At 34.3% G+C, this 25,741-nt stretch carries 17 protein-coding genes; 11 read left to right on the top strand and 6 right to left on the bottom strand.

Translation table 11 applies throughout. The annotated features are described in order from the left end of the window. Positions 1 to 3,973 (bottom strand): proprotein convertase P-domain-containing protein (locus L3J35_02885; protein MCF6365127.1); only part of this gene is annotated, 3,973 nt, incomplete at its 3' end. 308 nt (positions 3,974 to 4,281) lie between these two features. Then, entirely contained in the window at positions 4,282 to 10,401 is a 6,120-nt protein-coding gene (locus tag L3J35_02880; protein ID MCF6365126.1) for a T9SS type A sorting domain-containing protein, read from the bottom strand. Between the two features lie 275 nt (positions 10,402 to 10,676). Here L3J35_02880 and L3J35_02875 point away from each other — a divergent pair, with 275 nt between their 5' ends. The 3 genes from L3J35_02875 (at position 10,677) to L3J35_02865 (ending at position 13,600) form a co-directional block, all read left to right on the top strand. After that, positions 10,677 to 11,345 (top strand): ATP-binding cassette domain-containing protein, encoded by a 669-nt coding sequence (locus tag L3J35_02875; protein MCF6365125.1) that lies wholly within the window; start codon positions 10,677 to 10,679, stop codon positions 11,343 to 11,345. 201 nt (positions 11,346 to 11,546) lie between these two features. After that, a complete protein-coding gene (locus tag L3J35_02870) occupies positions 11,547 to 11,834 on the top strand; it encodes an integration host factor subunit beta (GenBank protein ID MCF6365124.1) in 288 nt (95 codons plus the stop codon). 218 nt (positions 11,835 to 12,052) lie between these two features. Next, complete coding sequence (locus L3J35_02865) at positions 12,053 to 13,600, top strand: Rne/Rng family ribonuclease (GenBank protein ID MCF6365123.1); 1,548 nt, start codon at positions 12,053 to 12,055, stop codon at positions 13,598 to 13,600. 20 nt (positions 13,601 to 13,620) lie between these two features. Here L3J35_02865 and L3J35_02860 read toward each other — a convergent pair whose 3' ends face one another. The 3 genes from L3J35_02860 to L3J35_02850 are packed head-to-tail and all read right to left on the bottom strand — an operon-like array spanning position 13,621 to position 16,813. Continuing rightward, the gene (locus L3J35_02860) at positions 13,621 to 15,363 is read right to left on the bottom strand and encodes a T9SS type A sorting domain-containing protein (protein MCF6365122.1); all 1,743 of its coding nucleotides are present in this window, start codon (positions 15,361 to 15,363) and stop codon (positions 13,621 to 13,623) included. A 9-nt stretch (positions 15,364 to 15,372) separates the two neighbouring features. Continuing rightward, on the bottom strand, positions 15,373 to 16,482 hold the full coding sequence (gene lpxB, locus L3J35_02855; GenBank protein MCF6365121.1) for a lipid-A-disaccharide synthase: 1,110 nt from the start codon (positions 16,480 to 16,482) through the stop codon (positions 15,373 to 15,375). A gap of 10 nt (positions 16,483 to 16,492) precedes the next feature. Further along, complete coding sequence (locus L3J35_02850) at positions 16,493 to 16,813, bottom strand: hypothetical protein (protein MCF6365120.1); 321 nt, start codon at positions 16,811 to 16,813, stop codon at positions 16,493 to 16,495. Positions 16,814 to 16,891: 78 nt separating this feature from the next. Between L3J35_02850 and rlmB the strand changes: the two genes are divergently transcribed. The 4 genes from rlmB (at position 16,892) to L3J35_02830 (ending at position 21,263) form a co-directional block, all read left to right on the top strand. Beyond that, on the top strand, positions 16,892 to 17,629 hold the full coding sequence (gene rlmB, locus L3J35_02845; protein MCF6365119.1) for a 23S rRNA (guanosine(2251)-2'-O)-methyltransferase RlmB: 738 nt from the start codon (positions 16,892 to 16,894) through the stop codon (positions 17,627 to 17,629). Between the two features lie 26 nt (positions 17,630 to 17,655). Then, complete coding sequence (locus L3J35_02840; protein MCF6365118.1) at positions 17,656 to 18,054, top strand: protease inhibitor I42 family protein; 399 nt, start codon at positions 17,656 to 17,658, stop codon at positions 18,052 to 18,054. A 49-nt stretch (positions 18,055 to 18,103) separates the two neighbouring features. Next, a complete protein-coding gene (locus L3J35_02835) occupies positions 18,104 to 18,793 on the top strand; it encodes a PKD domain-containing protein (protein ID MCF6365117.1) in 690 nt (229 codons plus the stop codon). A gap of 358 nt (positions 18,794 to 19,151) precedes the next feature. Next, positions 19,152 to 21,263, top strand: a complete 2,112-nt coding sequence (locus tag L3J35_02830) for a thioredoxin family protein (GenBank protein MCF6365116.1) — start codon at positions 19,152 to 19,154, stop codon at positions 21,261 to 21,263. Positions 21,264 to 21,297: 34 nt separating this feature from the next. Here the strand turns inward: L3J35_02830 and L3J35_02825 are convergent, their stop codons facing one another. Then, complete coding sequence (locus tag L3J35_02825) at positions 21,298 to 21,705, bottom strand: acyl-CoA thioesterase (protein ID MCF6365115.1); 408 nt, start codon at positions 21,703 to 21,705, stop codon at positions 21,298 to 21,300. Positions 21,706 to 21,788: 83 nt separating this feature from the next. On the opposite strand from L3J35_02825, the gene surE reads away from it, so the two are divergent. From surE to L3J35_02805, 4 genes are read left to right on the top strand one after another with little or no spacing between them, the layout of a single operon-like run. Next, the gene (surE, locus tag L3J35_02820) at positions 21,789 to 22,577 is read left to right on the top strand and encodes a 5'/3'-nucleotidase SurE (protein ID MCF6365114.1); all 789 of its coding nucleotides are present in this window, start codon (positions 21,789 to 21,791) and stop codon (positions 22,575 to 22,577) included. 5 nt (positions 22,578 to 22,582) lie between these two features. Then, entirely contained in the window at positions 22,583 to 23,698 is a 1,116-nt protein-coding gene (locus L3J35_02815; GenBank protein MCF6365113.1) for a glycosyltransferase, read from the top strand. 3 nt (positions 23,699 to 23,701) lie between these two features. Beyond that, on the top strand, positions 23,702 to 25,036 hold the full coding sequence (locus L3J35_02810; protein ID MCF6365112.1) for a polysaccharide deacetylase family protein: 1,335 nt from the start codon (positions 23,702 to 23,704) through the stop codon (positions 25,034 to 25,036). Between the two features lie 54 nt (positions 25,037 to 25,090). Then, positions 25,091 to 25,732, top strand: a complete 642-nt coding sequence (locus L3J35_02805; protein MCF6365111.1) for a PIG-L family deacetylase — start codon at positions 25,091 to 25,093, stop codon at positions 25,730 to 25,732. Positions 25,733 to 25,741 lie beyond the last annotated feature (9 nt).

The raw sequence follows: 25,741 nt of genomic DNA, 5'->3' as shown, positions 1-25,741 counted from the left end.
CAGAGTTAATAACTAAACCTGCAGTACCTGCATTATTTGTAATTGCTCCGCTTACGGTCATATATCCGGTTACGTCAATTGTAACACTTGCACTTGCATCTATTGTCATGTTGTTACAAACGGCAACTGTACCGATTCCGTTATCTATAAAGGGCTGATTGGTTACGTTAGGTATTGTTACATCATCTGTTGAGCTCGGTATTATTCCTGAACTCCAGTTTGTAGTCGTAAACCAATCTGAATTTGTTGTTCCCGTCCAATTATAAGTAGGAGGAGAAGTTGTTGTTGCATTTCCTGTTAAAGCAGGAACTAAGTAGCAATTACCTGTTGTTGAATATTCGTAAATTGCAAAATGATAAGTTGTAGATGCTGTTAAGCCGGTAACAGTTACAGAAGTTGCATTTGCATCAAGAACAACATAATTCCCAACTCCTATTTGTGTTCCTGAAGCAAATATAGTATTTGCAGTGTAAGTAACTCCGTCAACAGGGTCAGAATCTACTGCAACTGTTTCGTGTACTAACACAATTACAGCATCGCCTCCTGTTCCTCTTGTCCATGAAACAGTAACATCATTATTGTTTGTTGCATCAACAGAAAAGCTTGTTGCTTGGGCAGTAGGGTAGGTACAAACTACCGTATTTGATTTTGATGCTTGCGGTGTATTACCGTATGCACCTTGATTAATTAAACTTCCGTTTGGTGCAGGTTCATTTGCAAAAGCATCTGCTGTATTACCTGCATCAATTGCGGGAGAATCACTTGCATCTGTTGTCCAAGTTCCTGCGGTTGCAGTTGTCGGAGGCCATTCGCCGCCGGCATAAGAATCGGCAGTTGAGAAAATATGATAGTCGCCTCCTCCGATAAATACGGGATCTCCTGTTAAATCATTTGCTCCCAAGGGTCCTGTGTTATCAATTGTGCCGTTATAGTCAAATAAGTTTGTGTTTGTTGTGTAATAGGTATTGTAGTTTGATGTAAGTGAATTTGCCGGGCTTTGAAGAGCATAATAGCTGTTACTTCCGGCTTTTGCTACTGAAATGTTATTCTCAACTATATTGCCTGTTACCGAGCCCACGTAAATTCCTGAACCTATTTGCTCATTAGCACTATATGAAATTTCTAGTTGCCAGCTTTCAATTGATCCAATATCAGCACTAGCACCGTCACAAACGCGTAAATTCCAGTTTCCTGTAGATGTTTTTGTATCTAATGCGGATAAAGCTGTTTCCGGTGTAAAAGTTCCGGTAAACGGGGCTGTTCCTGCCGAAATTGCAGTACCGGCGGCATCATCAAAGTTTGTATTAGTAAAGTTATCACCGTTACCTCCTCTGCTTAGACATAAACTTACAGACGTTGCATCAGGGTGAATTAAAGAAATTTCCAAATCACCGTCCCAAGTATGAGTTATGTTCATATTTAAAACTCGCACATTTGTAATTGTTACGTTTTCAGGAACATTAATTGTTGCATCAGCAACTGTTCCCGGGCATCCGTTATCAGGTATTGAAACAGAAGGTGTTGTATAAGATTTTAATAATGTTTGTGTTCCTGTTAAATTGTGTCCGTTATCATCTACAGTATTATTTTTTATGAAATTGTTTGAACTGTTTACGTGAATTCCGTAGTTGTAGTTTGTGTAAGACAGGTTGTTAGCAACTGTAAACGGAGTTCCCGTTTCAACTTTTATACCGCTTCCTCCGGTTGAGCCGTAAGTTTTATTGTATTGTATTGTTACGGTATTTCCTTGTGCATAAATATTATCCAAATCAGCACTGTGAACAGTAAATCCTGTCAGTATAACATAATTTACAGTACTTAAATCAAAGCCGTAGTTATTTCCTGTGGCATCAACAATGACAATATTGCCTGCCAAAGGTTGTATTGTTAAAGTATTTGTCGCATCGGGTGTAAGACCGCTGTTTAAAGTAATACCTTCTGTATAAGTTCCGACGGCAACTTCAATTATTTTTGCTCCGGGTAAATCTCCTGCATTAAAAGCAGTTGTTCCGTACCATGCAAAAAGTCCGTCAACGGCACTTTGAATTGTCGGATGGTCATCGCTTGTAACTCCGGCTCCTGCAACAACAGGTATTGTATTACGCGTACTGACTGTCATAGCCCAAGTATCACTTCCTTGAGCATTTAACACAGTTAAAGTGCTGTTTGTGTAATTTCCCGGCGGGAAATCAATAACAGCCGTACTTCCGTCATTTGAAACAACTGTTCCCGTAACACCACCTATATCAAACGTACAACCGTCGAGGTCAGAGCCGGTTATTGTGATTTGCTTTCCTCTGTCTTCAAATAAGCTTGTAGGAGAGACATTTGATACTGTCGGAGGGGCACAGGCTCCGGGTAATTGGAAAGAGTAAACACGTGTATCAGCAGAGGTGTAACTAGCTGTCTGATAGATGTATTCTCCTGTGTGCCAAAAAGTAGTTCCATCAGGGTCAAGGCTCGTCTGGGCATAATCACCAACTCTGTTTAATGTTGTTTGATAGCCTGCACCGGGCATTGCAATAACTTCTGTAATCGGCAAAGTTCCGAGAGGGTCGCATGACAGTCGTCCTGCATATGCCAGACTCATATATACAGTTGAAGCAACATTTGTTTTGTTATATGCTAATGCAATGTGTCCGGCATCATTCATTGCAATACTTCCCATCCAAACATTATCTGTTCCGGGAGCATAAATACCTTGTTGATATATTGACCAATTGCCTGTTGTTTGGTCTTGGCGTAATTCACTCCAAAAAATACCTCTTTGGGTTGGTGTTACTTGCACAGCCCAATTAGTAACAACGGTATTATAGCCCGACCAAGTTTTCCATTGTGTCCGAAACATCATTGCTCCGCCGATACCGTCTAACAGTTGAGTAGTTCCGGGTTGTGCAACATCATCCCATCCCGGATCATAAGAAGCATCAAATGCACTTGTGTTTAAAGATGTATTTAAGTTTACAGCCATTGTAAGTGATCCCCAATTCATAGAAGCATCATATATGTTTACTGCATCAGAGGTTACACCTGTCCATCCGTCATCTTGGTAACAAAATATCGGACAAGGGCCGGTTGTAGGGAATGTGCCGTCTGAAGCATCCGCAGCTGCCGGGACAAAGAAACCACTTTGCGGAGGACTGAATGTTTGATAAACAGCTTCTGCCGTGCCGTCACCTCCCAGCATTTTTGTTCTGTTAAAAGCATAAATCTTTTGAGCAAAATTTGCTGTCATATAATAACCGTCATGCCAAGCTGCAAATTTCAGGTAGTCAGGAAAATCAGGCGATGTCCATTTGTATGTGTACCACGAACCTGTGGGGTCAGGAGTAACTGAAACTCCTATAAAAATGTCATTACCATTACCGCCACCGGCAAATTGTGCCATAAAAAATCTATCAGCGTCTTTGTCATACAGAATGATTGGGTCACCATCGCCTCCTGCGGGAGACCACAATGCACTTATTGCTCCCGTTCCCAGTACAGTTCCTGTTTTATCCCAAATTTGATAAGTGTCTCCGTTTATGGCTTGCATATAATGGTTCGGTCCGGCTGCTCCGGTTGGGTCATGAGGGCGAAATGAACCGCTATTCATCCCATCCCAATTTTGAATGGGAGCTTTTCCGAGAGTTTTTCCTTGTTCTGTTTGAATTATTGAAGGGTCATTACCGTATTTTGCATCACCGGCTCTTACCTCAGGTCTGAATGTTTGCACCGGCATATCTCTTTTATCCGGCCATTCCGTAAAAGGGTAGCTTTTTCTTTCCAGCATAGAAGCATCCGGAACCATCATTTCTCGTAAGGGTTTTGTAATGTTAAATTGAGAACATTGTATAACATGCGATTCTGTTCCCCATTTAATGTCTAATACACTATTATCTTCTTTCTTTGTTATTTCGGTAAGTTTTTTTTGTCCGAAACTTAAAGAAAACATAAGGGCGAAAAATAAAGTTAGTAAAGTAAGATGTTTCATAAGTAATAATTTAAATTATATGATTGTATGTTGTTTACATAAAAAATCTTTATGATTTGATAAGCCGGTTATTGTTTTTATAAATCACAGTTCTTATACATAGATAAGTTTATTTTGAAAATAGTTGCAATTTCCCGAAAAAACATTAAAAAAAGTTTTTTATTTTTTAATTTTGCTAAAATAGTAATTTATTTCTAACTTTTGTTGTTTTATACGACAAAAATGTTATTTGGTTGCATAAGGTGTGGTTATTATCAAAAAAAAATCCAAGAATTTTCTTGGATTTTTTTTAAATGAAATTATGTAATTTATTCAATAATAAGCTTTTTATTAATTATTGTATTATCGAACATTTTTACTTTAATAAAGTAAATTCCTTTTGATTGATTGTTCAAATCAATTTCAGATTTTATTGAATTTTTGAATAAATTTCGATAAACTGTTTTACCTGTTATATCAGAAATTTCAACTTTGTATGAATCTATTACTTTATTAAAACTTAAATAAAATATTCCGCTGTTAGGATTCGGATAAATATTAAACCCGAATTTATTATTCATATTAATATTTGATGAGTTTTTACTGAATAATAATTCAAAACGGTTATTGTCGGATGCATCTTTTACAAAATTAAGAACTGTATTATTTGTAAGTTCATATATTTCGCTTGTTAATTTATCTCTTAAACTTACACTTATATTATTAAAATTAAATTCTTTTACATTAATATTATATGTGTCGGCAGTAAATAAAAGTTTCAGAGGAACAACAACATCCGAATTTATTTCAGGTAATGTGTTTATTGAAAGTTCTGCTGAATTATTTGTTACCGAATACATTTGAAGCATATCCGTTTCATGAGAAAATAATTTATAAGCATCAAGTTTACTGTCATGTTCTTCCGTTGCATTTACATCAAATCTTATAATTGTTTCATCTGCCATATCATTTCCCGTAATTTCTAACTTCAAGTAGTCGGCAGGAACATCTTTTGATGATTTCCAGAAAGATTGAGCATTATGTACTAATGCCCCTGCGGGAATATTTAATGTTCCGCTTGCTAAGTCAGATTTTACAAAGAAACCTTGCATTGCAGGAATAAATTGTGTGCCTCCGTTAGCTCCAACACCGTTAACCCAACTTGCATATTGAGCATTTGTACCGTCGTAATAATAAACTGCATCATCAACATTAGTTCTTACAATGCCGGCATTAGCCCAATCAATTGCTGCAGTATAAGGATTAGAAATAAGTTGCCATCCGTCAAAAAGGTTATAGTCGCTTCCGTTTGCGGCAGTTGCACCGTTATCTGTATAATTTACTGCAATAGATCCTGTTACGGTATTGTCGTTCAATAATCCGGTATAAGACAAAGTCGTAGCATAATAATTAAACAGGTAACCTGTGTTAACTGCCATATTGCCGGATGTAAAAGCAGTCCAGCCGTTTGCAGGAGAGTCGTAAGTTGCTCCTGTCCAGTAATCATCTACACTTTCTGTGTAAGTATATAAATTACTTGTTACCGGGAATACTGAAACCGTAGCAGCTGCAACAGGTGAACCTACCATGTGCCACTGATTAACCGCAGCAGCAAGATAATTATTTACGGTTGCATCTACACCTCCTGATGTGTTATGAATTAAAGAACCTGTTCCGGTTGCATCGGAATTAATAACCAATCCTGTATTTCCGGCATTATTTGTAATTGCACCTGCAACGGTCATATATCCGTCGGGATCTATTGTAACGCTTGCTCCTATATCAATTGTTATGTTGTTACAAAGAGCTACGCTTCCTGTTCCGTCATTAATAATCGGTTGGGTTGTTACGTTGGGGATGGTAACATCATCAGTAGCTGTAGGTATTGTTCCGCTGTCCCAGTTTCCTGTTGTTTGCCAATCATCACTTACTGCACCTGTCCAGTTAATTGCTGTTGCTGCAGGTGTACCTGATAGGTTGATATCATCAATTGCCATGTCAGACGTAAAATCTCCTCCCGACAAAGTTCCTGTCCATCTTATAACAACGTTATTAGAACTGACATAAGGTGTTAAATTGATACTTTGCTGAAACCAAGCATCAGTTTGATCACCTGTAAGACTCCATAAATCTGCTGACCATGAAGCACCTCCGTCTGTTGAAACTTGAACAGACATTACTCCGGACATAGTTCCGAACATATGATACCAAAAAGTTAATGTTGCATCAGATAAAGAAGTTAAATCAAAAGTGGGAGAAGTAACATAACCAATTCCGGTACATGAGCCTGATGATTCAGTATATAAATAATTACCTCCTCCTGTGTGGTCTGATGCCGGACCGGTTCCTGTTGAAGCAGTCGGACCCGGAATTACTTCCCAGTCAATACCTGCTTCTATCACATTCGTCCAACATTCTTCAAGCGTAACTGAGTTGTCCGGGGTACAACCAGCAACCGGAATACTTGTTGCCCAAGTATCAAAACTTTGTGTGTACGGAAAAGCTGAAACAGTTCCGCAAAGCGTAGTAAATGTTTCTTCATTTCCGTAAGCTGTTCCGTATGTATTTGTTGCATAAGCTCTTACATAATAAGTAGTTATTCCTGATAAGCCGGTCATATTACTTACAAAAACTCCTGTTCCTGTTCCGTCAGAAGTAGTGTTATCTGCCGTAGTCGGAGTACCTGTTGTATTCCAACAAACACCTCTTACCGTAACAGCAGAACCGTTATCAGAAGTTACATTACCTCCGCTTGTTGCCGAAGAACCTGTAATTGCAGAAACAACATCGGTTGTTACAGTCGGAGGTCCGAGTGTTGTCGTATTTCCGGTTAATTCCGTAATATTATAGCAGTGGTCAACAGCATTATATGTGTAAACTGCAAAATAATAAGTAAGTCCGGAAGTTAATCCTGTTACAGTAACCGTTCCTGTTGTTCCGTCATAAACAACATAGTTTCCGACACCTATTTGAGTACCTGTAGGAAAAACAGAATTTGCCGTATAAGTTGTTCCTGATGTAGGATCTTGATTTACGGCACTACCTTCCCTTACTACAACTATTTCAGCATCACCGTTTCCGTTTGTCCATGAGGCAGTAATTGAATTGTTTGTAACACCTGAAAAAGTAAGATTTGTTGCCTGTGTTGTCGGCTGAGAACACGCACTTACACCGCTGATATTAAAATCATCAATTGCTATATCACCGTCATAAGCAGCACCGACTGTTGATGCTAATCTTATTTGTGCATCGCTGAAACCGTCGGCAGCTGATATATCTGCTACAACTTGAAACCAGGTTTGTCCTAAGTTTCCGCTTACGCTTGTTGCGGTAACACCGTTCCAAACTGCTGAAATGCCGTTGTTCCAAGTACCGTTGTAAAATAAGTCAATTTGTAAAGAACCGCAACTTGCACCGTTTAATTGATACCAAAATGATATTTGGTTACTTGTATAATTTGTAAGGTCAAAAACGGGACTTAACAGATTAACAGGGTCTCCGAGAGTTGCACCGGAAACTTCGGTATATAAATATTTACCTCCTCCTGTGTGGTCTCCGAGAGGACCTGTTCCGCCCGAAGGTGTTTGTCCTTGCGTTACGCTCCAATCAAGAGGACTTTCTCCTGTTTCGTTTGTCCAACATCCCTCTAAAACAACAGATTCTCCGTTGTATCCTATTACCGGTGTAAAATTGTCAAATGATTGCGTATAAGGTACATCATTATTCCAAACGCTGTATGTTTTGGTTTTTGTGTCATTATCTGCATTCGAATCCGTTGAACCGTTAGGGTTTGAAACCGTTGCAACAAAATCATGAGCCCCGTAAGTTAAAGCAATGGCAGGGAAAGTAATAGTTGTTGTTGCACCTTGTGCTAAACTGCCTGTCCAGTTTTGTGTAACAGGTCCGCCTCCGTCGAGTGTGTAGCTTACGGTTGCACTTGTAAGAGTTGTTGTTCCTATATTAGCAAGTGTTACTGTGGGTGTAATATTTCCGAGAGCACAATATTCATCAGCCGGAATAGTAATATAGCTTATTGAAGCATCAAGTACCGGTGGGTCGTAACAGTCTGAAGACCAAACACCTCGACCGTAAGTTGCTGCATAAATTCGTGTATTTGCGGGTGTTGCATCATAGTAAATTTCTAAATCCGTAATACTTACGAAAGGCATGCCTGTATTAAATAATTGCCACGGAGCCGTACCGAGCCTGACATAAATACCGGCATCTGTACCGACATAAACTTCGTGCTGTGTTGTGTTTTGTTCGTTTATTACTATGGAGCCGCAAGGAACTTCCGGTAAGCCGGCAGAAATATCTGTCCATGTAGTACCTCCGTCAAAGGTTTCATAAACATTATAGCTGTCAAAACCTCCGAAGCAAAGATAAACGTGGTTGTAATCGTTTTCGTCAATTGCAATGTCGGTTACCATATCTGCGGGTAAGCCTGCTATAAGAGTATAACCGCTTCCCGTACCTCCTCCGAGAGGTGATTTCCAGCATCCTGCAGGGCTTGCTGTCCAAATCATTATATTTGCACCGTCATTAAAGATGTCAAGGGTTTTAAGATAATCCGTTGCATCAAGGCTTTGCGAAAGGTTGTCCCACAAAGTGGAAGTTCCTCTGTATTGTTTGACCATATCATCTCCTATATAAACTTCACCTCCTTGCGGGTCTGCTTCTACGGGACCTGCCCAATCGGCAGCACCTGCATTTCTGATAACAGAAAATGTTCCGCCGTCATTTGTTGATTTATATACACGCATTTGGGCGTAAGTACCGTATTGTATATTATTATCTGTAGGATTAATGGCACAGCACATTCCGTCACCGCCTATAACCTGGTCGTAATCGGTAGAAGTTGTTTTTACAAGTTTTGTTCCGTTGTCTTGAAAACCTGAAATAACTTCATTGTTTACTGTTTGAGCAACACCTATATCATATAATTGTCCTGTTACTAAACCGTCTGTTACGGAAACCCAAGTATTGGTAACACCGTAATTATTATAATAGATACCTCCGTCATTAACATCAAAAAGCAGATTGTCTGAAGCTCTGAAATAAGCATTATGATGGTCGGCATGAATAACTTCCGGTGCACCTACCGAACTGTCCCAACCGGTATAAACGGAGAAAGAAGCTCCTCCGTCAGAAGAAATGTAACTGTTAACACCCCCTACATAAACAACATTTGCGTCTGTACTTGAAACAGCCAAGGCTACATCATACCAGCCTTGCCCTCCGTCAGCTGCAGTATTATTAGCACTCCACGCGTAAAGATTATTAGTGCCTTGGTTAAAGACTTCTGTCCAAGTAACACCTCCGTCACTTGAACGGAACAATGCTTCAAAAGCCATATTGTTATCACCGTCAGCCATTATTATATATGCAACATTTGTATTTGCCGGTGTAACAGCTACGTCCATTCTAAATTGTTGTCCTGTATAAGAAGCAGCATCATAAGTAACAGTCCAAGTTCCTCCTGCGTCTGTTGTTCTGTATGCCTGAGGTTCAAATCCGTATGTTGTAGCAATTAAATTAGTAGAAGATCCCGGAATAATTTCCATATCTATAAAGTTTCCGCCTTGTTTTAATGCCCAAGTTACACCTGCATCTGTACTTTTGTATATGCCGATAGATGTTGCTGCCCACATAATATTTTTGTCGGCAGAGTCAATAATTACACGACCTATTCTTATACCTGATTTTGCTTGAAATGTTAAGCCTGTTTCAAGCCAAGTAGCACCGCCGTCAGTAGTTTTTAATATTCCGATACTGGGGTCGTCTCCTGCATCTCTGTCACCTGTTGCTATAAAAATTGTAGGATTTGTTGTTACATTATAATCCGGCGGAATAGCAATGTCGCTCACTCCGATAACAGGATTGGCATCCGTAAGGCATGTCCAAGTAGCTCCGTTATCGGTTGTTTCCCAAAGTCCTCCTGCCGGGGCTCCTGCCCAATAGTGATTGTCATCAATAGGGTCAAATAAAGCACAATTTATTCGTCCTGTTCCGCTTTCTTGAATAGAGCCTCCGTCAATGGGGTCTAAAATTGCATCTCCTCTTGAAATCCAAGTTCCGCTTACGGATTTAACGCTTTTTGTTTTGTTAAAATCTTGCCAAACTTCCCAAGCCGATTTTTCGGGGAATTCTCCTGTTTTAGGATTAACTCTGGGTCGCCAATACCATTCCCAACGTTTGTATTGCGAATAACCGGGGACACCGAATTCTTTGTTTTCGGGGTCTTTATCGAAAGCACCTTTTTGATGGGTTAATTTGTAATTGTCACAATAGCTTTCAAAAGCTTTTTGATAATCAAATAGTGTGTAATACTCTCCCTTCTCTTTTTTATTTTGAGGAAGGTATTCTGTCCAAGGTTGGGCTGAGCCGATATTTATCATTCCCGTAAAAAAGAATAAAATTAATACGGCAGCAAAGATTTTTTTCTTCATGACTGTTTTAATTTGTTTAAATAATAAAAAAGTTAAATCAAAAACATACTGATTAATAAAGTATATCTTTTAAATACCCGGTAATTATATCCAAGAAATACAACAGGTATTTAACAATTATTTTTGGTGTGTGATGCAAATATATAATTTTATTTTTTAAAACAGTAACTTTATCATAAAAAAACAAGATTTCGTCAATTATATCATATTAGTTTTTGTACTAGAGTTATTGTTTTTTTAAAATAGTTTTTTATATTTACAAAACTTTTACAGAAATGGAAGAAACTATTTTAAGGCTAAAAAATTTATCTGTTTACAGAAAAAACAATAAAATTTTATCGGGAATTAATTTTTCTGCCGATAAAGGTGAATTTATTTATCTTACAGGTAAGGTGGGAAGCGGTAAGTCAAGTTTATTGAAAATTTTATATGCAGACGAAGAAATCAGAACCGGAGAAGTGAAAGTTGCAGGTTATGATTTAACAAAAATAAAACAGAATCAAATTCATTTATTAAGGAGGAAGTTGGGTATTGTTTTTCAAGATTATAAACTACTTACCGACAGAAATGTTTACGATAATTTAAAGTTTGTATTGGAAGCTTCCGGCGAAAAATCAAAAACATTAATTAATAAAAAAATAATAAATACATTAGAAACTGTAGGATTAAAAGGCAAAGAAAAAAGAATGCCCTTTGAATTATCCGGAGGAGAGCAACAAAGTGTAGGTATCGCAAGAGCATTGATAAACAGCCCATTGTTAATATTGGCAGATGAGCCTACCGGGAATTTAGATGAAAAAAGTTCTGAGAATATAATGCATCTTTTAACAGGTGCATCAAAAAAGGGAACTACCGTATTAATGGCAACCCATGATATGGCTTTGATAAAAAAATTCCCCTCAAAAATTTTTAATGTTGAAATAAACAGTTTTGGACATAATTGATTTTTAGGTTTTTAATATAAATTAAATAGTTTTAAATAAACTTTGCTGTAACTGTAAAGAGCAGTAAGTTAGAGTGTTGTATTTTTACACATAAAAAAATATAAAAAATTAAGGATAAGAATTTTATTTATAAAAAGAAATAGTTTATATTTGCAATTCTGAAAATGATGTTAATTAATTGATAACTAAAATATACTGAAAATGACAAAAGCGGACATAGTTAATGAAATATCAAAACAAACCGGTATAGAGAAAGTAGCTGTAAAAAAAACAGTTGAAGCATTTATGGAAAATATCAAAGATTCCTTAAAGAATAATAATAATGTATATTTGAGAGGTTTCGGCAGTTTTATTGTTAAGAAAAGAGCAGAGAAAACAGCAAGAAATATTTCCAAGAATACAACCATAATTATTCCGGAGCACTTTATTCCTGCGTTTAAGCCTGCAAAGTCGTTTGTCAGTGAAGTTAAAGAGAATGTAAAATCTTAACAAGTAAATCAACAGAATATAAATATTAACAGAACAAGTTATGCCCAGCGGAAAGAAACGAAAAAGAGCAAAGATGTCAACTCATAAGCGAAAAAAGCGGTTGAGAAAAAACAGACATAAGAAAAAGAAATAATTTTTCAGTCTGTACAAGATATAACGAAAAGAGCCGGCTTAGGCTCTTTTTGGTTTATAAAAAAAAATAATAAAGCGGAAGACACGTGAGTAATGAATTAATTATAAGTGTTTCTAAAAGAGACATATCAATAGCATATACAGAGAATAAAAGACTGTCGGAACTTCACAAAGAAAAAAGTTCAAATAAGTTTACCGTCGGAGATATTTTTTTAGCAAAAGTTAAAAAAGTTATGAACGGTTTGAATGCAGCTTTTGTAGATGTAGGATTTAAAAAAGATGCATTTTTACACTATTTTGATTTAGGTCCTCAATTTGATTCCCAGCAGAAATTTATTAATACAGCTTTAAATTCTAAAAGTTCAAATGTTAAACTTCAAGATTTTAAACTGCAAAAGGATATTAATAAATACGGAAAAATATCTGAAGTTTTAAAAGGCGGACAGATTGTATTGGTTCAAATTGCAAAAGAACCTATTTCAACAAAAGGACCGAGATTAAGTGCCGAAATATCTATTGCCGGTCGAAATTTAGTTTTAATTCCGTTTTCAAATACTGTTTCTATTTCCAAAAAAATAGTTGCAGAAGAAGAACGTAAAAGATTAAAACGATTAATACAAAGTATTAAACCCGAGAATTTCGGTGTAATTGTAAGAACTGTTGCAAAAAACAGAAGAGTAGCGGTGCTGGATGAAGAATTAAGAGAATTAGTGAAAAAATGGGAAGGTACCGTAAGTAAACTTCAAGAAATAAACCCGCCCTCGGTTGCAATGGGAGAGTTAAATAAACCCGCAGCTTTATTGAGAGACATTCTTAATAACTCATTTACAAGTATTTATGTTGACAGCGAATCTGTTTATTCTCAAATGAAAAATTACGTATCCGAGATATTCCCGGATAAAGAAAAGATTGTAAAATATTATGATAAGAGAACACCTATCTTTGATTATTTCGGAATAAGCAAACAAATTAAAGCAAGTTTCGGCAAAACCGTTACGATACAAAGCGGAGCTTATTTGATAATTGAAGAAACAGAAGCCTTAACGGTTGTTGACGTAAACAGCGGTAACAGATCCAAAAAAGCTTCCGACCAAGAAACCAATGCAGTTGAAGTTAATATGTTGGCAGCCGAAGAAATTGCAAGGCAGTTGAGGTTGAGAGATATAGGAGGAATTATTGTTGTCGATTTTATTGACATGCATTCCGGGGAGAACAAACAAAAGCTTTTTCAGTATATGAAAGAAGCTATGGCAACAGACAGAACAAAACACAGTATTTTACCTCTGAGTAAATTCGGCCTTATGCAAATTACCCGACAGCGTGTAAGACCTGCCACTGATATTGAAACAAAAGAAACTTGCCCGACTTGCGAAGGAACCGGAGAAATTACACCGAGTATTATTTTTGCCGATGAGGTTGAAAATCATTTGCAATATATGATAAGTAAATACAAAGGAGCTATTGAACTCCATGTTCATCCTTTTATTGCCGGATATTTGAGATACGGGTTTAAATCTAAACTCAGAAAATGGATTTTAAAGTACAAACGTAAAATAAAAATTGTTTCGGTTGTAACGTATAATTATTTAGAATACAGATTCTACAATAAAGAAGGAGACGAACTCAAGCCGTAATCAAAAAAAGATGACATTTTTTATTTAACAACTTTGTAAGTTCCGGTAAATGTTTTTGTTGAAATTTCAATGAAATAAATACCTGAATTAAATGAACTTAAATCTAACTTAAAGTTTTTACCTTTATTATTTTCGGAAGAAAAAATATTTTGCCCCGTAATATTAAATACCTGAATTTTATTTATCTCTGTATTGTTTCGGGTGTCAATAGTAAAAAGCCCCGACGAAGAAGGATTAGGGTAAATATTTATTCCTTCGAAATCTTTTAAATCACTTACATTTTCAATTGCATCTTCAATTATAAAGTCTGTAATTTTCGGAAAATGGTCTGAAGCAAGTTCACTGTCAGAAATTAATAAGCTATATTGAGAAAGCCGTTCAGGTAACATTTTTTTTGTGTTAACAATAAAAGTTTTTGATACTGAAGAGCCTTCATCAGAACTGATTGTATAATCTATTCGTCCGGGCCAATAACTTGAAGTATTATCAAGCCATGTTAATGCTGTTCTTTCGTCTGTGTGAAAACCGATTATGTCTGTTAAGTTTGTGTTGTCCCAGTCAGGGCTGATATCTTCCCCGAATTCATAGTTATTAAGAATATCTCCGGTTAATAATGTTTTTAATTGCCGGCTGCTTCCCACTAAGTTCAAATCTCCGCTTATAACAAAAGGTGTTCCGTATGGTAAAGTTATTCCTCCTCCGGAAGATTTAACATCTCTTATAAAACTGATAATTGCATCTGCTTGCGATTGCCTTGTATTATCGTCAGAGCAACATTTAAAATGTGAATTTATTACAAGTATATCACGAGGGTATGTATCAGGCAAGTCAACTAAGTTTGCCGTTATTCTGTTAATATATGTCGGGTCTATGGTATAATAATCCGGAATATTATATTTTGAACAAGTAATATTTCCTTCATCCGCTTTTATACATGTCCATTGACCTCCCGAAACAGGCAGCCATGAATTTAATAAATTTTGTGCCTGATATTTTGTAGTACTCCAACATTCGTTAAAAGTAATGATATCCGGATTTACGGCAGTAATTATTCTTTGAAAGGCTGCAACTCTTTGTGTATTACTGCTTATTAATCCGTCATAAAGAGTATTATAAGTCATTAAGCGTACGTCTGATTCATTATTTTTTTCAAACCCGATATAATTATATGTTTCAACAGGCGTTTCGTCAAAAGTATATGAGAAAATTGTTCCCGAATTAGGCATTTTATCTCCTCCGCTTATGTTTTCAATAAAGCAAATATCAATAACGGGGTTGTTGAATAAAAGATTTGTTCCGTCAGGCATTGCAAAACGATTTATTGCAAATTCAAAAGTGTCGGAGGTTACGGTCGGAAGTTCATAAAATCCTATGTCATAGTGTGATAAATAGCTGGTGCTTCCGTCAGGTGCATTATATATAAATGTTTTGTCTCCGAAATTTATTGCTAAATCGGCACCTATTCCGTTTACCGGATATCCTGTTGAAGCATTATTATCGGCATCAATTTCCAAATAAAGATTATTGTTATAATCCAATTCAATTTCTTCTGATAATGCTATTCGAATAAACAAATATGAGCTGTCGTTTGAAACCGAAAAAGACAGTAAATCAATATTGCTTCCGTCATTTTGCGTGTCTTCAAAAGATGCGGCACCGCCCCAGTCATTATATCTTCCGTCAATTGCTATCGGTAATGCTTGCGAAAACATATTTGTAAGCGATAGTATAGATATAAATGTAATTAATAATAAATTTCTCATATTTTCTGATTAATTTAAACTTTTAACTATTATTTCGGCAGTTCTTTCAGAAGCACCTTTGCCTCCGAGCTTTTTTCTCATTTCCTCAAAGTTTTTCAACATTGTGTTTTTATATACGTCATCGTTTAATAATAGTTCCAATTCTTTTGTAATATTTTCAACGGTCATGTCGTATTGAATAAACTCTTTTATAACTTCTTTCTGCATAACAAGATTAACCAGTGAAATATAATCAACTTTTACCAGTCTTTTTGCAATTTGATAAGAAATATGCTCTCCTTTGTAACACACTAATTCAGGGATGTTTAATATTGCAGTTTCTAAAGTTGCTGTTCCGGAAGTTACGATTGCAGCTTCCGAATGTTTTAATATTTCATAAGTGTCGTTATAAATAAGCTTTATGTTTTGCTTATTTATGTATTGTTCAAAAACGTTTTTTTCTAACGAAGTTGCAGCGGCAACAATAAATTGATAATCATTAAATTTTTCAGCAACTTTTAACATTATCGGAAAATTATGTTTTATTTCTTGTTTTCTGCTGCCGGGAAGTAAAGCAATTATTTTTTTATCACTTAATTTATATTTGTCTCTGAATTTCTTAATGTCTTTTGCAGAAGAATCAATTGCATCCATTACCGGATTGCCGACATATTCAACTTCGTAATTAAATTTTTTATAAAAGTCTTTTTCAAAAGGAAAAATAATGAAAAGCTTATCAATAAATTTTTTAATTTTATGAACTCTTGATTGTTTCCATGCCCAAATTTTAGGAGAAATATAATAATACGTTTTCAGTCCTTTTTTGTGTGTAAATTCGGCAATTCTTAAATTAAAACCCGGATAATCCGTTAAAATAACAACATCGGGATTAAATTCGGCTATATCTTTTTTAATGAATTTAATGTTTTTTAAAATGGCGGGAAGATGAAAAAAAACATCTAAGAAACCCATATAAGCAGTTTCTTTAAAATGTTTTACAAGTGTTCCGCCTTGTTTTTTCATTAAATCACCGCCGAGGTATCTGAACTCAGCATTTTTATCAAATCTTTTTATTGCTTTCATTAAATTTGATGCATGCAAATCTCCCGAAGCTTCTCCTACTGTTAAGTAATATTTCAATTTTTTATTATTAAGTTAATATTCCCCAAACAACAAGAATCCCTATCAATGCAACAACAGCAATTAAACCTTTAACGGCTTTCATCATTTTTTTATTCAGAAAAAGATAAAATAAGGGTAAAACTCCTATTGCTCCGCCTTTTAACGATAATAATATTCTGGATTTAAAAAACGGGTTTTTAAAAAAGCCTTTATAGTGATCCCATACAGTTAAATCCGGCTCTTTAATATTTGCATGAACTATAATTGTTGTAATTATAAATGCGGCAATAAGTCCTGAGATTATTCCGACAAAAAAATTATCAAGATTTGAATTTTGTTTAAGTATCATAATAATTACGGTTGAATTTTGTTCTTTACAAAGAAAAAACATGCTAAATTACTAAATTATTGTATTTTTGAAAGCTATATGGCAAAAGATAATTTTATATTCGGAACACGTGCGGTTATAGAGGCAGTAAATTCTGATAAACAAATTGAAAAGGTATTAGTTACGAGAAGTAATGATAATGAACTTCAAAAAGAACTTCTGCAAGTTTTAAAAAAACATAAAATATTATTTCAGTTTGTACCGATTCAGAAAATTAATAAAATAACACGAAAAAACCATCAAGGTGTTTTAGCTTTTATTTCTCCCGTTAATTTTTATAATATTGAAGAAATTGTTACAAGAGTTTTTGAAGAAGGCAGAACTCCTTTTGTAATTGTTTTAGACGGTGTAACCGATGTAAGGAATTTCGGAGCAATTGTAAGAACGGCAGAATGTGCCGGAGCAGATGCAGTTTTAGTTCCCGAAAAAGGTTCGGCACAAATTAATGCAGATGCAGTTAAAACATCGGCAGGAGCTTTACATAAAGTTCCTATATGCAGAACTCCGAGTCTGAGAAAAACACTTGAAAATCTTAAAAACAGCGGTTTAAAAGTTGTAACGGCAAGTGAAAAAGCAGAACACAATTATTATAAAACCGATTTTAAAGTTCCGTTATTAATTGTAGTAGGAGCTGAAGATGCAGGAGTTTCAAAATCAATTATCTCATTATCAGATGAGTTTGTAAAAATCCCTGTTCTCGGAGAAATAAAATCATTAAATGTTTCAGTTGCGGCATCTATTTTGATGTATGAAACTATAAAGCAAAGAATAAATTAAATGTTTATTAAATAAAAATAGAAACTATGACTAAAAAACTCATTATTCCGGTAATTGTTTTAATTGTATTATTTGCAATGCAATCTTGTGACAGTCAGAAGGTTGTACTGAAAGATGTGCCTGAAAGTAAATTAGATAATACATATACCGTGAATTTAAATGATACTTTAAAAATAAAATTATCATCAAATCCCAGCACAGGTTATAAGTGGAAAATTGCAAGTAAAATAAAACCGGGAATTATAAAAGAAATAAGTAATGAATTTGTAAAAGAAGAAAAAACTATGAACATGGTCGGCGGCGGCGGATATGATTTATGGACTTTTTCAACAAAAAAAACAGGAATACTTTTCTTACATTTCAAATATGAACGAGAAGACGGTAAAATTAAAAATGAAAAATATATAAAAATTGAAGTTAAATAGTAACAAGGAACTATTTTAACAATATTTATTAACTAAAAATCAACGTATTATGGAAAAAATAAAATTTATTATCCCTATTTTGCTGCTTACATTCAGCAGTTGTAACAGAACACCTCATTACAATGACGTAAATGCATGTTTTGTGGTAACCGGAGATATTCATTATATAAATGAACCCGTCAGTTTTGTTGATTGCTCTCAATATGCAGAAGAATATGAATGGAATTTCGGTGACGGAACAACTTCTAACCAAAGAAATGCTAACCATGTTTATACTTTACCCGGAACATATCAAGTTTCACTAACAGCAAACGGATATAATACAACGGAAACATTTACTGATGTTGTTACTGTGTTGAACGTAATAAATTCAACAGATTTAGACATTTTAATAAAATATGAAGGTACAAATGATCCTGTTTCCGGATGCGAGGTGCAACTTTACGGAGATTCAACTAATTGGCAAAACCTTACAAACCCTGTAAGCGAAGTACTAACAACCGGAAGTGACGGAATTGTAGTTTTTACAGATTTAAACCCCGCAACATATTTTATTGATGCATATAAAAGCGTTACCGGAGGTTATTACATGAATGTTGACGGTGAAACATCTCCTTTAGACGAAGCAGTTATTAACTATTATGATGTTTTCGTTCAATATTTTACCTCAAAAAGCGGAAGAAAACATCTTTCTGTTACTCGGCTCGTGAAATCTTCAAAAGAAGAGCGAGATAAATAAAAGCATTTTTTGAAATTACCAATACTTCTAAGGGAGGCATCAATATATGATGTCTCTTTTTTAATTAGATTATTGCAACAAAAATTTATTTTTAACGTTTAACTTTATCTGTTTGGTTTTTGTGTTTATTTTATACTGTCAAATTCTTGCTGATGATTTTAATAAGTAACATAAGTCACAAAAAAAATATTTTTATATTTGTTGCTTTGTTATAAAATGCAACTTCTTTTAAAAAAATATCTGGAAAATAATTATTGAAGGACAAGCATGCAATGATAAAACAGGAATGTGCTTTATGGTTTCCGGTAAACACGTTTTTATGATTAAATAATATTAAAAAATTTTATACAATTTTAAAATGAAGGTAAAAAATATAATTTTGGCATTAACAGCATTAATGTTTACAAGTATTAATGTTAATTCTCAAATATTACAACCGGTTAAATGGACATTTTACACAAAAGTTATAAATGAAACTGAAGTAAAACTTGTTGCTAAGGCTACAATAGACAAAACTTGGCATTTGTACGGACAATACTCCGAGCCTGCCGGCGGAATTCCCGCAGAATTTATTTTTAATGAAAGTTCATCATATAAAAAAACAGGTAAAGTTTTAGAATGGCCGAAGCCTCATAAAGAATATGATGATTTGATGGAGGCAAATATTCAAACTTTTGAAAAAGAAGCATACTTTACTCAAAAAGTTAAAGTTTTATCTGATAATGATTTTACCGTTACAGTTTCTTTTTTCGGTCAGGCCTGTACAGATGAAGGAATGTGTATTCCGCTGAATGAAGATTTTGAATTTAAAGTTCCGGGTCTTAATTCAATTAAAAAACAACTGCAAAAAGAAACAAAGGATGATACAATAACGGAAGAAGTTCCGGATACAAATAAAGTTGTTACGGAAGAAGTTGATACCAATAAAACAGCTTCTGATACAAGTGCGGTTGTTGCGGAAAGTAATGACACCGGTGAAATTAATTCGGCAACTGATAAAGGCGGATTTTGGGCATTATTTATTGCTGCATTGATTGCCGGATTTGCCGCAATTTTAACTCCTTGCGTTTTTCCGATGATACCCATGACGGTTTCATTTTTTATGCACGAGAAAAAATCAAAAGCAAAGAGTAGGGCAGAAGCAATGTTTTTCTCACTTTCTATTATATTTATATATACAATTATAGGTACGTTGGTTGCCGTAACACTCGGTCCTGAATTTGCCAACTGGTTAAGCACACATTGGATTCCTAATGTTCTCTTCTTTTTGGTATTTATGATTTTTGCCGCATCATTCTTTGGGATGTTTGAAATTGTATTGCCGAGCTGGATGACTAAAAGTTCTGAAAAACAAGTTGATAAAGGCGGATTTTTTGCTCCGTTTTTTATGGCATTTTCATTAGTTGTAATTTCATTTTCTTGTACAGGACCTCTTGTCGGAACTGTTTTGGTCGAATCTGCCGGCGGTGATGTGTTAAGACCCATAATCGGGATGCTCGGATTCGGACTTGCATTTGCAATTCCTTTCGGAATTTTTGCTTTCTTCCCGCATCTTATGAATAAAATGCCGCAATCAGGCGGTTGGCTAAATTCTGTTAAGGTTGTTCTCGGGTTTATTGAACTGGCATTAGGTCTTAAATTTTTAAGTATTGCCGATTTAACTTATCATTGGGGCTTACTGAACAGAGAGATTTATCTTGCTCTTTGGATAACTATTTTTACGTTAATGGGTTTCTACCTTCTCGGAAAAATAAAATTTTCGCATGATAGTGATTTGCCTTTCTTAAAAGTACCGAGATTAGTATTTGCTATCTTAACATTTTCTTTTGTTGTCTATATGATACCGGGATTATTCGGTGCACCTTTAAAAATTCTTTCCGGTTATTTGCCGCCCATGAGTACGCATGAATTTGATATCGCAAAAGTTGTAAGAATGAATTCTGAAGGCAGCGGCGGTTCAGCAACTGAAACATTTTCAGAAAGTAATTGTTTTGAACCGAAATACGGAGATGTGCATGAAATGCCTCACGGATTACTAGGGTATTTTGATTATGAACAAGCGTTAGCATGTGCAAAAGAACAAAATAAACCCGTAATGCTTGATTTTACAGGATATGCATGCGTAAATTGTCGAAAAATGGAAGATAATGTTTGGGGAACAGAGGCTGTTTTGCCTATTTTAAAAAATGATTATGTCATTGCATCTTTATATGTTGACGACAGAACTGAGTTAGATAAAAAAGATTGGGTAACGTCAAGTTATGACGGTAAAGTTAAAAAAACACTGGGTTCAAAATATGCCGATTTTCAAATTTCTCGTTTCGGAATGAATGCACAACCGGCATACATTATTTTAGATTATAACGGAAAAGTTTTAATTAAAGACCCATATTTTTATAATCCTGATCCTGTTGCTTTTTCACGCTTTTTAAGAGAAGGTATAAAGAAATTTAAAGAAAAGCACAAATAAAAATATGAAAAAGGGAGTAAATTTCTCCCTTTTTTTATTCAAAATAGACTTTAATCTTATTTGTAAACTCTTCCGGAGGGTTTGTCGGTCTGCCTGTTTTCATATCAACAAAAACTAAAGTTGTATTACCGGTATTTATAAGTTTGTTTTGTTCGTTAAAAACTTCGTATTCAAATTCCATTTTTTTTGTCGGCATTTTTTTAACTGTTACTTTAACAGTCAGTTCATCATCGTAATATGCAGGACGTAAGTATTTAACATTCATAGAAGCAACAGGCATCATAACGCCGTTTTTCTCCATTTGACTGTATGTCCAACCGATTTTGCGTATCATATCTGTTCTTGCAACTTCATAATATAACGGATAGTTTCCGTAATAAACATATCCCATTTGGTCGGTTTCTCCGTAGCGAACTCTTATTTTTGTTTCTGTCTGCAGCATTTTTTTCGGTTAAAAATCAAAATTTATAATTCATAACTTATAATTAATTTATCTTTGTGACAAATCTAATAAAAAGAAACAGAATGACAGAAAAAAGACCATATATATTAGTAACAAACGATGACGGAATAACAGCAAAAGGATTAAGAATATTGATTGAAACGGCAAAAAAGTTCGGAGATGTTTTGGTTGTTGCCCCGGATGCCCCGCAGTCTGCAAAATCGCATTCAATTACACAAGCAATACCTATAAAAATTGATAAAGTTATTGAAACAGAGCATTATGCAGAATATTCAACTTCCGGTACTCCGGTTGACTGCGTTAAAATTGCACTACATGAAATAGCACCAAACAGAAAATTCGACTTAATACTTTCCGGAATTAATCACGGAGCCAATACATCGGTAAGCGTTTTGTATTCAGGAACTATGGCAGCAGCAATTGAGGGAGCAATGCACGATATAAAATCCGTAGGTTTCTCGGTTGACAATCATGACCCGAATGCTGATTTTGAAGATGCGGTTCCGTATATTGAAAAAATTATTTCGGAACTTATAAGAAAGGAACTTCCCGAGGGTGTTTGTTTGAATGTCAATTTTCCTGATGTTACGAAAGTTAAAATTAAAGGAGTAAAAGCAATGAAAGGAGCAAACGGAGTTTGGGGTGAGAAATTTGTAAAAGCAAACGACCCTCACAAACGTAACTTTGTTTGGATAACCGGCAAGTTGACCAATAAAGATGAAGGCAAAACCGACAATGATATTTACCAAATTGATAACGGGTATGCAACTGTAACACCAATAAAACTTGAATTTAATTATTATGATTTTATTTCAGAACTCTCGGAATGGGATTTCAACTTAAGTAATTAACTTGAATGTTTGAAAAAAAACCGAAAATAATAATTTCCGTTACTAATGACCTTGTTACCGATAATCGGGTTCATAAAGTTGCAAGTTCATTAATTAAATTTGGTTTTGAGGTTTTGCTTGTCGGAAGGAAGTTGAAAAAAAGTTTGCCTGTTAACAGAGAATATCAAACAAAACGTTTTAAACTTATTTTCAACAAAGGAGTAATGTTTTATGCTTGTTACAATATTCGTTTATTTTTCTTTTTACTTTTTGTAAAAGCAGATATTTTTCTTTCAAATGATTTGGATACTTTGCCTGCAAATTATTTGGCTTTGAAATTCAGGAAGAAGAAGTTGGTTTACGACAGTCACGAATATTTTACCGAAGTGCCGGAACTTGTGAACCGACCGAAAATAAAACGAATTTGGGAAAATATTGAAAAACGCATCTTGCCGAAAATAAAACATTCTTATACCGTATGTAGCTCAATAGCAGAGATATACAATAAAAAATACGACATTAAAATGAAAGTTGTTCGTAATATTCCTAATTGTGAACTGTTATACAAGAAGGAAAAACATGAACTTTCTTTGAAAACCAAGAATAAAAAAGTTATTTTATATCAGGGAGCTGTAAATATCGGAAGAGGAATTGAACAAACAATAAAAGCAATGCAATTTATTGATGATGCTGTTTTTTTGATAATAGGAGAGGGAGATGTAGTTTTTGAAATACAACGGCTTTCTGATAAACTTAATTTAAATGATAAAGTTATTTTTCTCGGAAAAGTTCCGTTTTATTCTCTTTATAATTATACTAAAATTGCCGACATAGGAATTTCGCTTGAAGAAAATATAGGCTTGAATTATTACTATACATTGCCCAATAAGTTATTTGATTATATAAGAGCAAATGTACCTGTTCTTGCAAGTCGTTTGCCCGAAATTGAGAATGTCGTAAAAACTTATGATATCGGTTGTTTTATAGAAAATCATAACCCCGAACATATTGCCGAAAAGATAGATTTTATGCTAAATAATGTTGAGAAACGCAAAATTTGGAAAGAAAATTTGAAAAAAGCATCGACAGAATTATGCTGGGAGAATGAAGAAAAAGTTTTGAAGGAAATATTTGAGAATTGATAAATGAATTTGAAAATCAGAATACCGAACAACAATATTCAAGAAAGAAAATACATAGTTGATATTATCTTTTCGGAGTTTCTCGGTATTAACTATAAAATTGAAATTGTTGAATTAAACTCATATAAAATTTTATTTCAAAATAAAGAAATTGAAATAAAAGATGCGTTTTTCAACAATTTTCCCGAAGATTTATCCTACCTGAAAGAAAAAAACATTCCCTATAAGGTAATTTTTGCCGAAAACCGGTTCACTTCCGAAAAAAATATTCCTGTTATCTACGGAAATGAGAAAATTGAAATTTCAGAAAATAAAATAACTTGCGGAATTGATATTTTTGCATCTTCATTTTTTATGCTGACACGTTGGGAAGAGCATGTAATTTCAGAAAAAGATAAACACAACAGAGTTCCTGATGATTTACAACTTTCTGTTAAACATAGTTTTAATGAAAGACCTGTTGTGAATGAATATCTTGAAATGTTAAGAAATATGTTTTCTTATTTAGGTCTTAAATTTGAAAATAAACATAAATATCAAGTAAAAATTACGCACGATATTGATTTTTTTGCCAGATATGATACGTTTTCAAAACTTATAAAAGCAATCGGCGGTGATATTTTTAAACGAAAAAGTTTAAAAAAAGCAATAAACACATTAAAATCATATTCAAAAATTAAAAAAGGAACAGAAAAAGACCCTTATGATACGTTTGATTATTTGATGGATTTATCAGAAAAAGCAGGTTTAAATTCACATTTTTATTTTATTCCTGCAATCATTGGAGAAGAGGATGCACAATATAATATTACTGATACAGCTGTTGTTGAGACAATACACAACATCAAGGATCGAGGACATATTGTCGGAATTCACGGAGCATATCGTTCATATATAGACTCAAAGCTTTTTAATGAAGAGTTAAAACGTTTTCCGAAAAATATAAAAATTGAAGAAGGCAGACAACACTTTTTGCGTTTTGAAAATCCTGCAACTTGGCAAATGTATGAAGATGAAGGCTTAAGAACTGACAACACAATGGGCTTTATTAATAATATAGGTTTTCGTTCAGGAACTTGTTATGAATATTCATTATTTAATATTCTTACAAGAAAAAAACTAAACATAAAAGAGCAACCGTTAATTGTAATGGACCAGGCATTACTAAAAAAGTATCCTGACAAAAATGAGTTTTATAATAAAATTATTGTCTTAAAAGATACAGTTAAAAAATATAAAGGTACTTTTGTGCTTCTGTGGCATAATAATAATTTTAATGTTGCAGAGTGGGAAGATTTAAAAGATGTTTATGAAAACATAATATCTGAAATTAATTAATATGAAAGCAATTATTTTTGCAGGAGTTTTTAATTCACGATAATATTTTATAAAATGATAAGTAAATTTAGTAAAGTTTTGGTTTTGGCACCGCATACCGATGACGGAGAGTTAGGTGCAGGCGGAACTATTGCAAAATTAATTGAAAGCGGAGCCGAAGTATATTATGCTGCTTTTTCTACTGCCGAAGAGTCAGTTCCGGAAGGTTTACCTAAAGATATTTTGAAAACGGAAGTTAAAGATGCAACTAAAAAACTTGGTATTAAACCCGATAATTTATTGATTTTTAATTATCAAGTCAGAAAATTAAGCTATGTAAGGCAAGAAATTCTTGAAGATTTAATTAAAATAAGAAAAAAAGAAAAATTTGATTTGATTTTAATGCCCAGTTTAAACGATATTCATCAAGATCATACCACTATTGCAAATGAAGGGATGAGAGCTTTTAAAAATTCAACAATTTTGGGTTATGAATTAATTTGGAATAATTTGTCTTTTCATACAACTTCATTTGTAAAACTTCAAAAATATCATATTGAAGCAAAAGTTAATGCACTTAAATCATATAAATCACAAGAAGGAAGAGATTATATGTCTAAAGAATTTATATTTTCATTGGCTAAAACTCGCGGTGTGCAGATAGGAGCAGAATACGCAGAGGCATTTGAAGTAGTAAGATGGGTTATAGAAATGTAAAACTTTTAA

This window comes from Bacteroidales bacterium, from assembly GCA_021648725.1.
Lineage (GTDB): Bacteria > Bacteroidota > Bacteroidia > Bacteroidales > JAADGE01 > JAADGE01.
This window is presented reverse-complemented; position numbering and strand designations above follow the sequence as displayed.

Coding starts and splice junctions, on each gene's coding strand:
- rlmB (MCF6365119.1), top strand. CDS start 16,892: ATGGCAAAAGATAATTTTATATTCGGAACACGTGCGGTTATAGAGGCA.
- L3J35_02830 (MCF6365116.1), top strand. CDS start 19,152: ATGAAGGTAAAAAATATAATTTTGGCATTAACAGCATTAATGTTTACA.
- L3J35_02850 (MCF6365120.1), bottom strand. CDS start 16,813: ATGATACTTAAACAAAATTCAAATCTTGATAATTTTTTTGTCGGAATA.
- L3J35_02825 (MCF6365115.1), bottom strand. CDS start 21,705: ATGCTGCAGACAGAAACAAAAATAAGAGTTCGCTACGGAGAAACCGAC.
- L3J35_02860 (MCF6365122.1), bottom strand. CDS start 15,363: ATGAGAAATTTATTATTAATTACATTTATATCTATACTATCGCTTACA.
- L3J35_02870 (MCF6365124.1), top strand. CDS start 11,547: ATGACAAAAGCGGACATAGTTAATGAAATATCAAAACAAACCGGTATA.
- L3J35_02805 (MCF6365111.1), top strand. CDS start 25,091: ATGATAAGTAAATTTAGTAAAGTTTTGGTTTTGGCACCGCATACCGAT.
- surE (MCF6365114.1), top strand. CDS start 21,789: ATGACAGAAAAAAGACCATATATATTAGTAACAAACGATGACGGAATA.
- L3J35_02880 (MCF6365126.1), bottom strand. CDS start 10,401: ATGAAGAAAAAAATCTTTGCTGCCGTATTAATTTTATTCTTTTTTACG.
- L3J35_02835 (MCF6365117.1), top strand. CDS start 18,104: ATGGAAAAAATAAAATTTATTATCCCTATTTTGCTGCTTACATTCAGC.
- L3J35_02815 (MCF6365113.1), top strand. CDS start 22,583: ATGTTTGAAAAAAAACCGAAAATAATAATTTCCGTTACTAATGACCTT.
- L3J35_02840 (MCF6365118.1), top strand. CDS start 17,656: ATGACTAAAAAACTCATTATTCCGGTAATTGTTTTAATTGTATTATTT.
- L3J35_02875 (MCF6365125.1), top strand. CDS start 10,677: ATGGAAGAAACTATTTTAAGGCTAAAAAATTTATCTGTTTACAGAAAA.
- L3J35_02810 (MCF6365112.1), top strand. CDS start 23,702: ATGAATTTGAAAATCAGAATACCGAACAACAATATTCAAGAAAGAAAA.